Genomic DNA, 13,897 nt, shown 5'->3' with positions numbered 1-13,897 from the left:
CCCATGAGGGGGCACAGGAATTCTTCGGCTACCCGGACCGCACGACCGTCCTGGTCACCGCCGGAACTGTTTCACCAGCCCCGACCAGCCACTCTCGCCCACGCCACCGGGAATTCGTCGGCGCACTGAACGTTCACAGCAGCCGCCCGCGAGAAACGAAGACAATTCCCACTTCCGGCGGGTCAGCATTCACCGCGCGCCGCGGTCCCCTGCAACCGCTCGTCGAGCCAGAGCATCGCTTCCGGATATCCGGTGACCGCGCCGATCACATGCTCGCCGAACACACTGCGGTACACCGCGTTCGCGCCGAGTACGCACTGCTCGTGGTACAGATTCCGCGCGCCGGCGGCGGGGATCCAGAACTCCTGCTCACCGTTGTAGATGTAGAGCGGTGTGGCCGAGCGCATTCCGGCCATCCTGGTGATCTCGTAGATCCGGGTGGCCAGGTCCGAGCGCAGCGGGTCGGGGATGTTCGCGCCGACATCGATCGGCAAATGCAGGATGCCGGGGACGGCGAACACGCTGACGCACTGGTCCTTCATCACCGAGGTGGCGACCCAGCGCGCCAGGTTGTTCATCGCGGCCAGGATCTCGGGGCGTTCCCGGCCGATCGCGAAGGTGGCCGCCATGAAGATCCCGGAGGCCAGATTCGCATTCATGCTGCGCGAGAGGATCTCGAAATCGGCGGGCACGCCGCCCAGCGCCGCACCGACGATCACGTCCGCGAGTTCCGGTGCGTAGGAATCGATCAGCTTGGCCGCGCCGTGGGTGGCGATGGCGCCGCCGGAGTAGCCGGTCATCGCGAACCGGCTCGCGCCGAACACGGCCGGATCGACGCTCCGTACCGCCCGGATCCCGTCGAGCACCGCGTGCCCGGCGACATAGGGTTCCGCGTAGGCCATCCACGGGCCCTCGTGATCGGGGACCAGGACCGCGTACCCGCGCAGCGCCGCCAATTGCGTTGTCGGCGGGAGGAATTCGGTCATGCTGGAGTGCAAATTGAGACCGTGCGAAAGGGTGTATCCCGGCGTGCAGTCGCGTCCCAGCGCATCGATCGGCAGGTTGTTGACCAGGACCGGCCGGTCGCCGGGGCCGGTCCAGTCGGTGGCGGGTACGAGCAGGGTCGCCGTGGCGAAGGACGGGCGTCCTTGCGAATCGTCGGTCCGGTATTTGAGCAGCGTGGCCGACCGCAGCGGTACCAGCGTCAGCGGGCCCGCGGTGGCGAGGATGTCGCGCGTGGCGATGATGTCGCCCGGCGCGAGATCGGCCAGCCCGTCGGGCCATTGGTCGAACATGGCGTCGCCGACGGCGGAGGGCAGGACCGCGGCCCGCAGCGCGGCGAGCTCGGCGTCGGGATCGGTGCCGGCCGAGGACGGGATCGGCGACGGCAGCACCTGATCGATCCAGCGTTGCAGATCGGGCAGGAAGCCCGGCGTACCCGGTTGTGGCACCGGGAATTCCGGGGTGGGATCGGCGGCAGCGCTGCCGACGGAGAACGAACACAGCAGCAGGATCGAGCAGATCAGCACACGCACAGATCGCATGGCACACACGCCTTCGGGTGGCAACGTCGGATTCGTCGCTGACGTGCGGCGATGCGGTGCTTCGTCGCCCGCCGAACCTCACCGAGCGCGCCTTCGTCAGTCCACTGACGGTACGCCGGAACCACCCGGCCGAATCGGCGTCGTGCCCGAGTCGTGACGCAATGCGGCACGATCGCAACAACAATCGGCCCGGATCCGCGTCGGGGTGTGCGGATCCGGGCCGATCGAAACCGGGCTCAGCAGGTGCTGGGCGCCGGTTCCCCCGGCAGCCGCGCGTCGAGCCACCTCAGCGCGGAAGGCAGTCCGAGCACAGCTGCGGTCAGGTGGTCCGGAGTAGGGTCGATGCGTTGACCACCGGGGTGCCCGCCGCGCACCAGCGCCGCGTGGTGGTGGTGATCGCGTCGACCGGGATCAGGCCGTCGATGGGCGAAAGCCATTCGCAGACAGGCATTGTCGGTCTTCCCAGGTCCGGATGCCGTCGAGGGTCACCTGACCACCCGATTCGGCTGCGCCGTAGGCGAAGCCGAGGCCGAGGTGGTCGGCAGTGCCATTGTCCACCCGCGCCGCGGGCGAGGTTCCACAGGTGCGCTGTGCGTGGGGGCGGCACGGACCACGGCCGGCACCAGCGCCGCCACCACGGCGGGCCCGGTCCCATCGTGCCGCGGCAACCCAGATCATCCGGCTGTCCTTCCGTGTCGCTACCGTCGAGACCGATACTTGCCGGTAGCGTGGCTCGTCGGTACCCCTTCGGACCGAGATCGGCGGAGCTCACAACCGGCACGAATGCGCGTTGTGACCGGATTCAAGTCGACGGCGATTCTCGTCGGTCACCGTCGCGCCGCGGCACCGGAGGGCTGTGAGATCTCCAGTGAATTCCAGAACATGTTCCACTCGACGGTCCGGGACCTACCGTCGAGTAGGAAGGCGCCCACCAGCGCCGGGGCAAAAGGAGCACGCCATGATTCCCATCGACGAGAACATCGCCGCCACCTCCCATCGCACCGACCGCACCGAGATACCGACCCGGCGGATCACGGTCTACTTCGACGGCGCGACACCGCAGGACGCGCTGGTCCTCGAGTACGCGGCGACTCCCGCGGAGGCGTGGGAGTTCACCACCGCGGCGGTGCACGCCGGACTGCTGGTGACCGTCGACGGGCAGGTGGGGCCCGAACTGCGCCGGCTCCCCTGCCGATCCCTCTGGCACTGAGCCCTCCGGCACCGCCGGGCCCGCCGCACTAGGCTGGCCGGGCGGCCGCGTCCCGGCCGCGCGCCAGGACGACAAGGAGGGCCTCGCGTGATGCGGTGGCAGTTCCCGGCCGCACTCGCCGCGGTCGCGGCGCTCGGCCTCACCGGCTGCGCCTCGACCACCGCCGACGAGCCGGCCTCGGCGGCTCCGTCGACGACCACCACGCCGCCCCGCTCGACCAGCAAGCCGCCGGTGACCCTTGTATCTCCCACTCCGACGGTCGATCCGTATTCCGGACTGCCGCTGATCGATCACCTCACCTGGACCGACACCATCGACGGCCCCCGCCTGCTCGTCGTTCCGACCGTCGCGGGCAGACACACCGCCGCGCCGGGCACCGACGAACTCGCCTGGCAGGAGGTTCTCGCCCTGGACGCCGACGCCGACGCGCCGGGGATGCGGGACCAATTCGTCTGCCACTGGGTGTGGGCGAGGATGGTCGCGCCCGACAAACCGAGCTGGAACCTCGAACCGTGGCGACCCGCCGTCGGCTATTCGGCCACGGTGTCGGCGAACTGCAATCCCGGCGGCCCGGAACGCTGACGGCGGCCGATCCGCTCGAAAGGAGCACTCGCATGCGCATCGTCGTCGCCGGTGGACACGGCAAGATCGCCCTGCTGCTGGCCCCGTTGCTCACCCGTCGCGGTGATCAGGTCCACGCGCTCATCCGCCGTCCCGATCAGGCCGCCGACATCGCCGCGACCGGCGGCGTTCCGGTCATCTTCGACATGGAACGCGACACCCCCGGCGACCTCGCCGCCGCGATCGCCGGATCGGACGCGGTCGTCTTCGCCGCGGGCGCGGGTCCGGGTAGCGGCGCCGAGCGCAAGTACACCGTCGACCTCGGCGGCTCGGTGCAGCTCGCCGACGCCGCCGAGCAGACCGGCGTCCGGCGCTTTGTGCAGATCTCGACGATGGGCGCAGGCTCACCGCCTGCCCCGGGAACCGACGCGGTCTGGGCCGCCTATATCGAGGCCAAGACGCGCGCGGAAGACGATCTGCGGGCCCGCGCACTGGACTGGACGATCCTGCGACCCGGCATGCTCACCGACGCCGCAGGCAACGGTCTGGTCACGCTCGGACCACCGCCGATTTCGCGCGGTCCGATACCCCGCGCCGACGTCGCCGCAACCCTCGCGTCGCTCTTGGTCGCGGACAATACATTTCGGCACACGCTGGAATTGGTCTCCGGCACGGAGCCGATCGCGTCGGCCGTGTCGGCAATTCGGTAGCCGAAAATTAACTATCGCAACAATATTCGGCCGGCTGGCCGAATCTCGCCGACGGGCGACAACCCCCGCGCCACCCCGCGGGCGAGACCAGCCGCCGGTCACGGCGATATCCACCCGCCATTCGCCGCGAACACGGTGGCGCAAACCCGGATTCGCCGCTCAGAAGCCGAGAAAAGCCCTGCATCGAGACGGAATCGATCATGCAGATGTGCTTGCATTCGAAACTTGACCCGTCCTAAACTCAGGGCCGCAACACAATTCAGGGGATAGTCAGGGGAGGCCGCGAGCGGCACACCTGGGGCTATGTTTGCCTTGGGTTTGCCACTGCCTAAACACAGGGGCGTTCACCATGAACAACACCAACGGCCGTTTCGGATTCGCCAATCGCGCAGCGACGACCCACCCCGTCACCGCAGGGTGCTCCAGGGAAACAGCGGTCGCCTATGTCATCGATGCCGTGGAATCCACCGGCGCGGCGACGCGCAATGATTTCGATATCGACCGAATCGTGACCACCGCGCACGAATTGGCCGACGACTGGGATCTGCAGACGCTGACCCCCGACACCTTCTGGCGGATCGCCGCGGGCTGCATCCGCTACTGAATCACCGACCCGGACCGGGCGCCGTCCGCGGCGCCCGGTAGCGGTGCCTCGTCTCAGGCGCGGTCGGCGTAGTCCAGCAGGATCTCGCGCGAGCGATCGGGCCGCGCGGCCTGCACGCTGAGCTGATCCATCACCGACAGATACAGCGCCAGGTCCTGCCGACGCTCGAGGTACAGCGCGCTGGTGAGCTGCTCGAGGTAGACGATGTCGGGCAGCTCGGGCTCGGCGAAGCGCAGAATACTGAAGGAGCTGCCGGCGGCGGCGTGCCCACCGGCGGAGTACGGCAGCACCTGCACGGTCACGTTCGGCAGCGCGGACAGCTCGGCGAGATAGCGCAGCTGCGCGCGATGCACATCCCGCCCGCCGATCGGGCGGTGCAGGACGGCCTCGTCGATGACCGCCCACACCACCGGCGGGTCGACCCGGCGCAGCACTTCCTGGCGGAGCTGACGGACCTGCACCCGGCGCTCGGTATCGGCGTCGTCGAACCCGAGGGTGACGATCGCCCGCGTGTACTCCGGCGTCTGCAGCAGGCCGGGCACCAACTGGGCCTCATAGGTGCGGATCTGGCTGGCCGCCTGCTCGAGCCCCAGATAGGTGCTGAACCACGAGGGCAGCAGATCGCTGTAGCGATGCCACCAGCCGGGTTCACTTGCCTGCCTGGCCAGTTCGAAGAAGGACTCACGCTCGCGGGTGTCGTGGACACCGTAGAGCGTGAGCAGGTCCCTGATGTCACGTTCTTTGAATCCGGTGCGTCCCAGTTCGAGCCGGCTGATCTTGGCGTGTGAGCCACGGATCGCGTCACCAGCCGCTTCGCGGGTGATGCCTTTGCTCTCGCGCAGTTTGCGCAACTGACCACCGAGGGCGATACGCAGCACGGTGGGGCCGCGATCGACAACGGGTTGCACGCGACCGATCTCGTCGGGTTCAGCCGTCATGGCTGCCGATATTACCGATCACCGGGTCAAGTAGTCGAACTCTCCGGCCTTCGCGCCGCGGATGAAAGCGTCGATCTCGGGCCGGGTGTAGAAGATCACCGAGCCGTGCGGGTCGCGCGAGTTGCGCACGGCGACCGAACCGTCCGTCGCTTCGGCCACCTCGACGCAGTTGCCGCTGGGGTTGCTGAAGGTGCTCTTGCGCCAGTCGCCGACGCCAGGGCGTTCCCGCTGATCATGGTGCATACCGGACACGTCACACTCCTCGTTCTCGATTGATGCCATCAGTACGAAAGTTGCAGATGCACGCACAAACGTTCTTGCATCTGCACGTTGCGATCGGGACATTAACACGGTTCACATACGGCCGCACCGGTCGGTACTTACCCGGTGACACGACCTGGGCGGCCGCTGGATAGATGACGTCCAGTCCCCTGAATTCGCAAGCGCCACAACCCGATCAGCTGCCCGACACGTCCGAATCGACAGTGCAGATGTGCTTGCATCTGCAAACAACACACCCGTAGACTCGGGCTGCAAGATCACCGGAAGGGACGTCGGCAGCACCAGCCGGATGGGCCCTCCGCCGCCGGATGCGAGGGGACTCGGATGAGTACGCCGTTTCGAACACCCCGCCGGGTCTCGGCCGGAACCGCCGGCCTCGAGATCCCGCGATACCTCGGCACGGCAGGCGCGTCCTCAGGATCGTGTAGCGACGAGCCGCTCGGGCTCACCTACCGCCAGGCACGCGAGATGCTGCGTCAGCACGACGTGCACGGTCCGCAGTGCCGCCAATGGCTGGCCGCCGCGGCCTATCTCTCCGCGGGCCTGGACGACGAATAGCCGGTTGTAACGTCTTCGTGCTGGTCACGGCCGTGTCACCGAGGCATCCTGAAGAGGAATGACCGGGCTCGACACAGGTGAGCGGCGTATGCGAATAGCGGAGATCCTGCGCAACAAGGGCACGACGGTGACCACGGTCCCGCCGCAGACCACGGTGCGCGCCCTGCTCACCGTGCTGGCCGAGCACAATATCGGCGCGGTGGTGGTCTCCCCCGACGGCGCGGCCATCAGCGGGATCGTCTCCGAGCGCGATGTGGTCCGCCACCTCGACCGGCACGGCGCCGCCCTGCTCGACCAGCCGGTCGCCGAGATCATGACCGACCGGGTGCGCACCTGCGGCCCCGAGGATCACGTCTCCTCGTTGCGCGAGGTCATGACCGAGCACCGGGTCCGGCACATGCCGGTCGTCGAGGCGGAGCGGCTGATCGGGATCGTCAGCATCGGCGACGTGGTGAAGAGCGAGATCACCGAGCTGGCCGCCGAACGCGGGCACCTGGTCGACTACCTGCAGGGCAAGTACTGAGCCCGAGGCCGAAAAGCGTTGCCCGCGAGAATTCTTCGTCAGCCGTACCAGAAAAGTGCGTATCGTTGAGCTGGTGCACCCCCTCCGGCCCGAGCTCACCGCCGTTCCGGCGCTGCGGCACGCGCCGACGCCGGTGCCCTCGTCGATCCGCGACCGCTTTCCCGCGCTGGCCGATCCGGCCGTGGTGTATCTCGACAGCGCCGCCACGACCCAGAAGCCCGACACCGTGATCGCCGCCGTCACCGGCTATCACGCCCAGCACACGGCCAATGCCGGTCGCGGCACCTACAGCTGGGCGACCTCGCTGTCCGCGCGGATCACCGCCATCCGGTCCCGGGCCGCGGCGTTCGTCGGTGCGGAGCATCCCGACGAGATCGTCTTCACCAGCGGCGCGACCGCGGCACTCGGCGCCGTCGCCTACAGCTGGGGCCTGGCCGTCCTCGACGACGGCGACGAGATCCTCTACAACCCCGCCGATCACGCGTCCACTGTGCTGCCCTGGCACCATCTGCGCGACACCCTGGCCCGGTTCGGGCGCCGGATCGTCCTGCGCCCCTATCGCAGCACCGCGGCGGGCGAGGCCGACACCGACGACATCCTCGCCCAGGTCGGTCCGCGCACCCGGCTGATCACCACCAGCCACCTGCACCACGTCTACGGCGGGCTGACCACGCTCGAGGAACTGCGCGGCCGGATCGACCCGGAGATCCTGCTGTGTTTCGACTGCTCGCAGAGCGGTGGGCACCTGCCGGTCGACGTGATCGACCTCGGCGCCGACTTCGCGGTGTTCGCCGGGCACAAGATGTTCGGCGCCCCCGGGATCGGGCTGCTGTACTGCCGGCGGCGGGTCCACGACCGGCTGCGGCCGTTCCTGCCCGGTGGGCATTCCGGGGTGACGGTCGGGGAATCCGGGCTGATCGGCTCCGGTATGCCGGAGCTGCTGGAGGGCGGCACCCACAACATTCCTGGAATCCTTTCGCTCGCACCGGCTTTCGATCTACTGGACGAGCTGGACCCGATCGCGATCGCCGCGCACAACCGGGAGCTGACGCTGCGGCTGATCGACGGGTTACGGCCGCTGCCCGGCCTGGAGTTCCTGCCGGGCCCCGCGTACGCGGGCTGCGCGGTGGGGTACGGGATCGTCTCGTTCACGCTCGACGGAATCAGCGCCACGGATCTCGGTTTCGTGCTGGCCGACGCCGGTTTCCTGGTCCGCACCGGGGCGCACTGTGTACCGAGCACCGAGCCCGGGGCGGATTCGGTGCGGGTGAGCACCCACCTCTACAACACCCTGGACGAGATCGATCGTTTCGTCGCCTGCGTGGCCGGCCTCGCCGGGCACGGGCGCTGACCATTTCCTGTCCCGAGCCGAGGAGGAACCCATGGGCACGCACCCCGCGCAGTACTACGATCGGCGGGCCGCGTCCCGGGTACTGGCCGAGCTGGCCGCACCCGGACTGTTCGCGGGGGCCGAGCCGCCCTCGCCGGCCAGGATCACTTACCGCGCCACGGCATTACGGCCCGAGCCCGGCAGCGCGCTGACCCATTCGCAGCGGATGTATCTCGAGCGGTTCATGCGGCCGTGCCGCCCCGACCAGGTCACCAGCGCGACCCACCGCATCACCTGGACCGACAGCGCGGGCGTGCCGAATACCGGGTACTTCCACGCCGAGGGCGCGGGCCCCGAACTGGCCGTGGTGGCCAGGGAGACGGTGCTGACGCTGTGGCGGGAGCTGGCCGCCTCCGGTCTGGTGGCGCGCGCTGCGGCGCTGACCGCACCCGATCTCGCGGTGCTGGCGGGCACCACCACCGATCACGACCCACACGAGATCTTCCGCGTCGGGGTGGAGGCCACCGGGCGCGCGCTGGTCCAGCACGGGCTCGTGGCGGCGGACACCCCCTATCGCGATCTCGTCGGCTTCGCCCGGGGACTGCGCGATTCCGGCATCTTCGCCGCCGTCGCGACCCGGTGGTTCTGGGAACTGCAGGCCTCGACGTTCCGGCGGGGGATGATCCCGGTGCGCCTGGTCGCCCAGCCCGACGGGAGCGTGCGCTACACCGCCGACTCGATCGCGGTGCTGCGCGCCATGAAGGACGCCACCATCGCCGACGCGCACGCGGTGATGCGCCGGGCGGTCACCGAGGAGGGTCTCGACACCGAGGCCGCGGTGGCCAAGTACCACGACGACCTCGACCTCATCTCCCGCCAGTACGCCCTGCTGCCGGCGAGCACCGGACCCGCGTGCCTGGCGGCGGCACCGCAGGCGGTCGGCGGCGCGGCGGTGCATGTGCTGGCCACCGTGGTGGACCGGTTCGTCGAGACCTTCGCCGCGCTGGCGGGCACGGTGGTCGTCGTCGAGGACACCACCCAGCAGGTGCCCGACGGTGCGCCGCTGGGCGACGACAGCGTCTTCTACGTCCCCGACATGAGCTGCAAGCACTGTGTCCGCACCATCACCGCACTGCTCGAATCGATGGACATCCCGGTGGCCGAGGTCGATCTGGAGTCCAAACGGGTGACCGCGCGGATCCGTAGCCCGCGCCATCGGTTCCGGGTGTTCGAGGCGCTGCGCGACGGCGGCTACAACCCGGTCGACGACGTGCCGGCGCAGGCGCCGGGCGCGGCGGTGGGATGACGCCGCCGCCCGCCGTTCCCGCCGCGCTCCCCCCGCTGGTCGCCGGCTTCCTCGCCGACCGGCCCGCCGTGCGTGCGGCGCTGGACCGCTACGGTTCGCCGCTGCATCTGCTGTTCCCGCAGGTGTTCGCGGCGAACCTGGCCGCCCTGCGCGCGGTGCTCGACGCGGGGGCCAGCCGGTACCGGATCTGCTACGCGCACAAGGTGAACCGTTCGGCCGCTTTCGCGCGCACGGCGGCGGCGGCCGGCATCTCCGTCGACGTCGCCTCGGCGCGGGAATTGTCGGCCGCCCACACCGCCGGGTTCCCCGCTGACCGGATCGAGGCGACCGGCCCCAAGGGGGTGGCCATGCTGCGCGCGGCGCTCGCGGCGGGGGTGACGGTCAATGTCGACAATCTGTGGGAGCTCTCGACGCTGGCCGACCTGGCGGAATCGACGGTCCCCGTGCTGCTGCGCGTCTCGGGCTTCCCCGGCAGCGCCCCGAGCCGCTTCGGCATCGACCTCGCGGCCGTCGACGCGGCGTTCGAGGTGCTCACCCGGCACCGGGATCGGCTGCGGCTGCTGGGTTTCGCCTTCCACCTCGACACGGCCGCCACCGCGGAACGCGTCCGGGCGGTCGCCGCGTGCCTGGATCTCGTCGAGCGCGCCTACGGACACGATCTGACACCGACCGTCCTCGATATCGGCGGTGGGCTACGTCAGGTCTTCACCGCCGACGCCGCTGGCTACGACGCCTACGACCACGCGCTGCGCGCGGGCCTGCTCGGCCGGGGCGAGGCACTGCACTGGGGCAGCAGTACATTCGGCTACCACGTGTCCGGCGGCGCGGTCCACGGCGGACCGGTGTTCCACAAGTACGCCAATACCGAGTCGGCCGCCGGCATCCTCGCCGATCTGCTCGGCACGCCGCTGCCCGGGCATGGTGGCCGCGCACTGGGACAGGTGCTCGCCGACAATCTGCTCGAGCTGTGGCTCGAGCCCGGCAAGGCGCTGGTCGATCAGGCCGGCATCACACTGGCCAGTGTCGAATTCGTCAAACAGGCCGGCAACGGCGCGACCCTGGTGCATCTGGACCTGAGCCGCGACACGGTCACCGCCGCCGACCAGGAGGTACTCATCGACCCCGTGGTGCTCGCCGAACCCGCCGTCGCCGAACCCGCCGGGGTGTTCTTCGCCGGGCATCTGTGTCTGGAGCGGGATCTGGTCACCCAGCGGCAAGTGCGGGTGGCCGGGGTGCCCGCGCCGGACGATCCCGTGCTGTTCGCCAATACCGGCGCCTATCACATGGACCTGTCCGCCGCACAGGCCAGCATGCATCCGGCGGTGGCGAAAGTCGCTGTGCTGCATGATGCCTCAGGTTTCTCGCTGTGCCCCGACGCGGACTACCGGGTGCCGTGATGCTCTACACCCACATCACCGAGCTCATCGGCAACACTCCCCTGCTGCGTCTCGATCCGGCGGTCCACGGGCTGGCCGGGGTGGAGCTGTACGCGAAACTGGAGTCGCACAATCCGTTCGGTTCGGTCAAGGACCGGGTGGCCTGGGCGATGATCCGCGCCGACCTGGACCGTATCGCCGCCGACGGGCAGTCGTTCATCGAGGCCTCCAGCGGCAATACCGCCAAGGCGCTGCGGGTCCTCGGCGCGCTGCACGGCATCCCGCTGCGGGCGGTGACCAACCGGATCAGGGTCGGCGAGGTCAGGCAGCTGCTGCAACTGCTCGGCACCGAGATCGTGGAGCTGCCCGGCCTGTCCGAATGCCCGGATCCGCACGCGGCCGACGATGTCTCGGCGGTGATCGCGCAGACCACCGGTCAGGCGCCGCAGCGGTGGTTCCATCCGTCGCAGTACACCAACGAGCGCAATATCGACGCCCACCACGACGGCACCGGCACCGAGATCGCCGCCGACCTCGCCGAAGCGGGCATCGCGCATCTCGACTACCTGATCGGCGGACTCGGCACCACCGGATCCACCCGGGGCACCGCGACCGCGCTACTCGCCCATCATCCGGCGCTGCGCACGATCGGCGTGGTCTCGGACCGGTTCGACTTCATCCCCGGCATCCGCTCCGAACGCGAGATGTGGGATGTCGGGCTGTTCCGGCCCGATTTCTACGACGACATCGTCACCGTCGACTCGGCCGCCGCCATCGACGCCACCCTCGCGCTGATCCACGGCTACGGGGTGCTCGCCGGGCCCACCAGCGGCGCGAGCTACGCGGCGGCCCTGCGCGCGCTGGCCACGGCGCCGCGCCCGGACGATCGGCCGCTGGTCGCGGTGCTCATCGTGTGCGACCGGCTCGAGCCCTACCTGTCCTATATCGCCAAGCGCAGGCCGGAGCTGTTCGGCAAGGCCGCCGGCCCGGCCGCGCCCGGACCCGACGACACCGCCGCCGCACCGACTCTCACGCCCGCCGAGCTGGCCGAGCTGGACCGGTCCGGCAGGCCGACCGTCGTCGACACCAGGGGCGCGATGGCCTATCGGGTCGGGCATGTGCCCGGTGCGCTCAATATCCGCGACGATCAGCTCGACGAGATGCTCGCCCAGGGCATGCCGTTCCCGCGCTCGCGCCCGGTCGTGTTCGTGTGCCCGGTCGGCGAGACCTCGCTGCGCTTCGCCGCCCTCGCCCACCGCGCGGGCTATGCCGCCTACAGCCTGGCCGGCGGCATCGTCGCCTGGCGCGACGCGGGTCACCCGCTCGAACGCGGCGGCTGATCAGACGAGCACCCGCGCGGCCCGGCGGGCGCCCGCGAGGGACCGGCGCGTGCCCGTGGCCGCCAGCAGCGCGCTCAGCGGGCCGCGGTAGCCGTCGGCGAGGAGTCCGACGACCGCCCGGAACCGCGCGACGAACCGTTCCGCGGTCTCCTCGTCGAACCGGGCGACCGGATACAGGAACGAGCCGTCGATCCCGGCGGGCGCGCCGAGCGGATCGTAGTGATCGGTCAGCCCGAACTCGAGATCGTGCTTGGCCCTGACCACACCGGTCGGCACCTCGGTGATCGAGAACCCCTGGGCCGGAGCGGGTTCGGCGGTGGTGCGCGGTGCCCGGGCGCGCTGCAGGATCAGCGTCGCCTGGAACAGCGGCAGCGCCGCGTCCTGGAGCAGGCAGCGCTTCAGCCGGGGATTGGGGGTGTCGGGGTGGGCGTAGGCGGCGAGTGCCACGCGGCGCACCTGGTCGACGAGTTCGTCGACGTCGCCGGCGCGGTCCAGTCGCACGCGCATGAGGACGTCGTCGGAGAAGTTGCCGACCAGGTCGTCGAGGAGGCGGTGGTCGCGCCCCGAGACCGCGGTGGCCACGGTGACATCGGCGCTGCGGGCGAACGCGCCGACGGTCACCGCGAACGCGGCCTGCAGGACCATGAACAGGCTCGCCCGCCCGTCCTGCGCCAGTCGCAGCAGACCGGCGTGGGTCCGCGCGTCGAACGAGATCGGCAGCAGCGCACCGGCAACCGGGTCGACGGGCGGCGACTGCGGTTCGCGCGCGGGCAGGTCCAGCAGGGCGGGTCGCCCGGCCAGCGCGTTGGCCCAGTAGCGCAGCTGGTGGGTGGCGCGACTCCACTCGTCGGTGAACTCGCCGAGCTGGGCGTGCTTCCACAGGGTGTAGTCGGTGTAGCTCACCGGCAGCGGCGGCCACTCGGGTGCGGTACCGGCGCGGCACGCGCTGTAGGCGGTGACCAGGTCCCGGATCAGCGGCCCCAGCGAACGCCCGTCGACCGAGATGTGGTGCACGACCAAGGCGAGCACCACATCGCCTGGTCCTACGACGAACAGTCGCGCACGCACCGGCAGCTCGCGCGTGAGATCGAAGGCTTGCGCGGACAGCGCCGCGACGGCCGCCGCGAGTTCCCCCTCGGTGACCGCACATTCGGCGATATCGAGCGCCACCTCCGCCGTGTCGACGACGTGCTGCGCCGGGCCGTGCTCGGTCGCCGGATAGATCGTGCGCAGCGGTTCATGCCGGGCGACAAGGCATTCCAGCGCTGCCCGCAGCGCGGCCGGGTCCACCTCGGCGCCGCGCAACCGCAGGGCACGCGCGACATTCCAGTCCGCGGACCGGCCGAGCCGGGCGGCATGCCACATGCGCTCCTGCGCGGGCGCCAACGGCACATGCGCCGGGCGCGGCTGCGGCCCGAGCAGGACGACCGGCGGCACCGGCGGACGGAAACACCCCGCCTCCGCCCCGGCCCGTGGTGCCGTCAGCACCCCGCAACCGGTGTCATATCCCCCCGACCTCATCCCCCGACCGGGGTCGAACACTCGTAACAACCTCCACGCCCGTACCAACAGATTCGGAACGCTAACGAGCGGATGTGAACTAACAGTTACCGGA

14 protein-coding genes and 1 pseudogene are annotated in these 13,897 nt (G+C 70.0%); 10 read left to right on the top strand and 5 right to left on the bottom strand.

What is annotated here, in order from left to right; all coding sequences use genetic code 11:
• Positions 1-182 precede the first annotated feature (182 nt).
• Entirely contained in the window at positions 183-1,544 is a 1,362-nt protein-coding gene (locus NV348_RS32805; protein ID WP_447150357.1) for a lipase family protein, read from the bottom strand.
• Positions 1,545-1,780: 236 nt separating this feature from the next.
• Positions 1,781-2,007: pseudogene (locus NV348_RS32800) on the bottom strand (lipase family protein); the annotation flags it as partial.
• Positions 2,008-2,502: 495 nt separating this feature from the next.
• Here NV348_RS32800 and NV348_RS32795 point away from each other — a divergent pair.
• The 4 genes from NV348_RS32795 (at position 2,503) to NV348_RS32780 (ending at position 4,629) form a co-directional block, all read left to right on the top strand.
• On the top strand, positions 2,503-2,754 hold the full coding sequence (locus NV348_RS32795) for a hypothetical protein (RefSeq protein WP_447150356.1): 252 nt from the start codon (positions 2,503-2,505) through the stop codon (positions 2,752-2,754).
• A 90-nt stretch (positions 2,755-2,844) separates the two neighbouring features.
• Entirely contained in the window at positions 2,845-3,336 is a 492-nt protein-coding gene (locus NV348_RS32790) for a DUF2599 domain-containing protein (protein WP_447151206.1), read from the top strand.
• Between the two features lie 32 nt (positions 3,337-3,368).
• Positions 3,369-4,025 carry an SDR family oxidoreductase gene (locus NV348_RS32785; RefSeq protein WP_447150355.1) on the top strand — a complete coding sequence of 219 codons (657 nt, stop codon included), beginning with the start codon at positions 3,369-3,371 and terminating at the stop codon, positions 4,023-4,025.
• Between the two features lie 349 nt (positions 4,026-4,374).
• Complete coding sequence (locus tag NV348_RS32780) at positions 4,375-4,629, top strand: hypothetical protein (RefSeq protein WP_447150354.1); 255 nt, start codon at positions 4,375-4,377, stop codon at positions 4,627-4,629.
• A 53-nt stretch (positions 4,630-4,682) separates the two neighbouring features.
• Here the strand turns inward: NV348_RS32780 and NV348_RS32775 are convergent, their stop codons facing one another.
• Both NV348_RS32775 and NV348_RS32770 read right to left on the bottom strand, forming a co-directional pair.
• Complete coding sequence (locus NV348_RS32775; protein WP_447150353.1) at positions 4,683-5,567, bottom strand: Sco1979 family transcriptional regulator; 885 nt, start codon at positions 5,565-5,567, stop codon at positions 4,683-4,685.
• 18 nt (positions 5,568-5,585) lie between these two features.
• Entirely contained in the window at positions 5,586-5,810 is a 225-nt protein-coding gene (locus NV348_RS32770; RefSeq protein WP_218720531.1) for a DUF397 domain-containing protein, read from the bottom strand.
• 363 nt (positions 5,811-6,173) lie between these two features.
• Between NV348_RS32770 and NV348_RS32765 the strand changes: the two genes are divergently transcribed.
• The 6 genes from NV348_RS32765 (at position 6,174) to NV348_RS32740 (ending at position 12,282) form a co-directional block, all read left to right on the top strand.
• A complete protein-coding gene (locus NV348_RS32765) occupies positions 6,174-6,407 on the top strand; it encodes a hypothetical protein (protein ID WP_447150352.1) in 234 nt (77 codons plus the stop codon).
• A gap of 88 nt (positions 6,408-6,495) precedes the next feature.
• Positions 6,496-6,930, top strand: a complete 435-nt coding sequence (locus NV348_RS32760) for a CBS domain-containing protein (protein WP_447150351.1) — start codon at positions 6,496-6,498, stop codon at positions 6,928-6,930.
• A gap of 73 nt (positions 6,931-7,003) precedes the next feature.
• Positions 7,004-8,281, top strand: a complete 1,278-nt coding sequence (locus NV348_RS32755) for an aminotransferase class V-fold PLP-dependent enzyme (RefSeq protein WP_447150350.1) — start codon at positions 7,004-7,006, stop codon at positions 8,279-8,281.
• Positions 8,282-8,312: 31 nt separating this feature from the next.
• Positions 8,313-9,566 (top strand): heavy-metal-associated domain-containing protein, encoded by a 1,254-nt coding sequence (locus NV348_RS32750; protein WP_447150349.1) that lies wholly within the window; start codon positions 8,313-8,315, stop codon positions 9,564-9,566.
• A complete protein-coding gene (locus tag NV348_RS32745; protein ID WP_447150348.1) occupies positions 9,563-10,963 on the top strand; it encodes a type III PLP-dependent enzyme domain-containing protein in 1,401 nt (466 codons plus the stop codon). Before NV348_RS32750 ends, NV348_RS32745 begins: the two co-directional genes overlap by 4 nt.
• Positions 10,963-12,282: a pyridoxal-phosphate dependent enzyme gene (locus tag NV348_RS32740; RefSeq protein ID WP_447150347.1), complete on the top strand. Its 1,320-nt coding sequence runs from the start codon at positions 10,963-10,965 to the stop codon at positions 12,280-12,282. The genes NV348_RS32745 and NV348_RS32740 overlap by 1 nt, the downstream gene beginning before the upstream one ends.
• On the opposite strand, the gene NV348_RS32735 is transcribed toward NV348_RS32740, so the two are convergent.
• On the bottom strand, positions 12,283-13,719 hold the full coding sequence (locus tag NV348_RS32735) for a condensation domain-containing protein (RefSeq protein WP_447150346.1): 1,437 nt from the start codon (positions 13,717-13,719) through the stop codon (positions 12,283-12,285).
• Positions 13,720-13,897 lie beyond the last annotated feature (178 nt).

It is taken from the genome of Nocardia fodinahabitans, from assembly GCF_052983615.1.
This window is presented reverse-complemented; position numbering and strand designations above follow the sequence as displayed.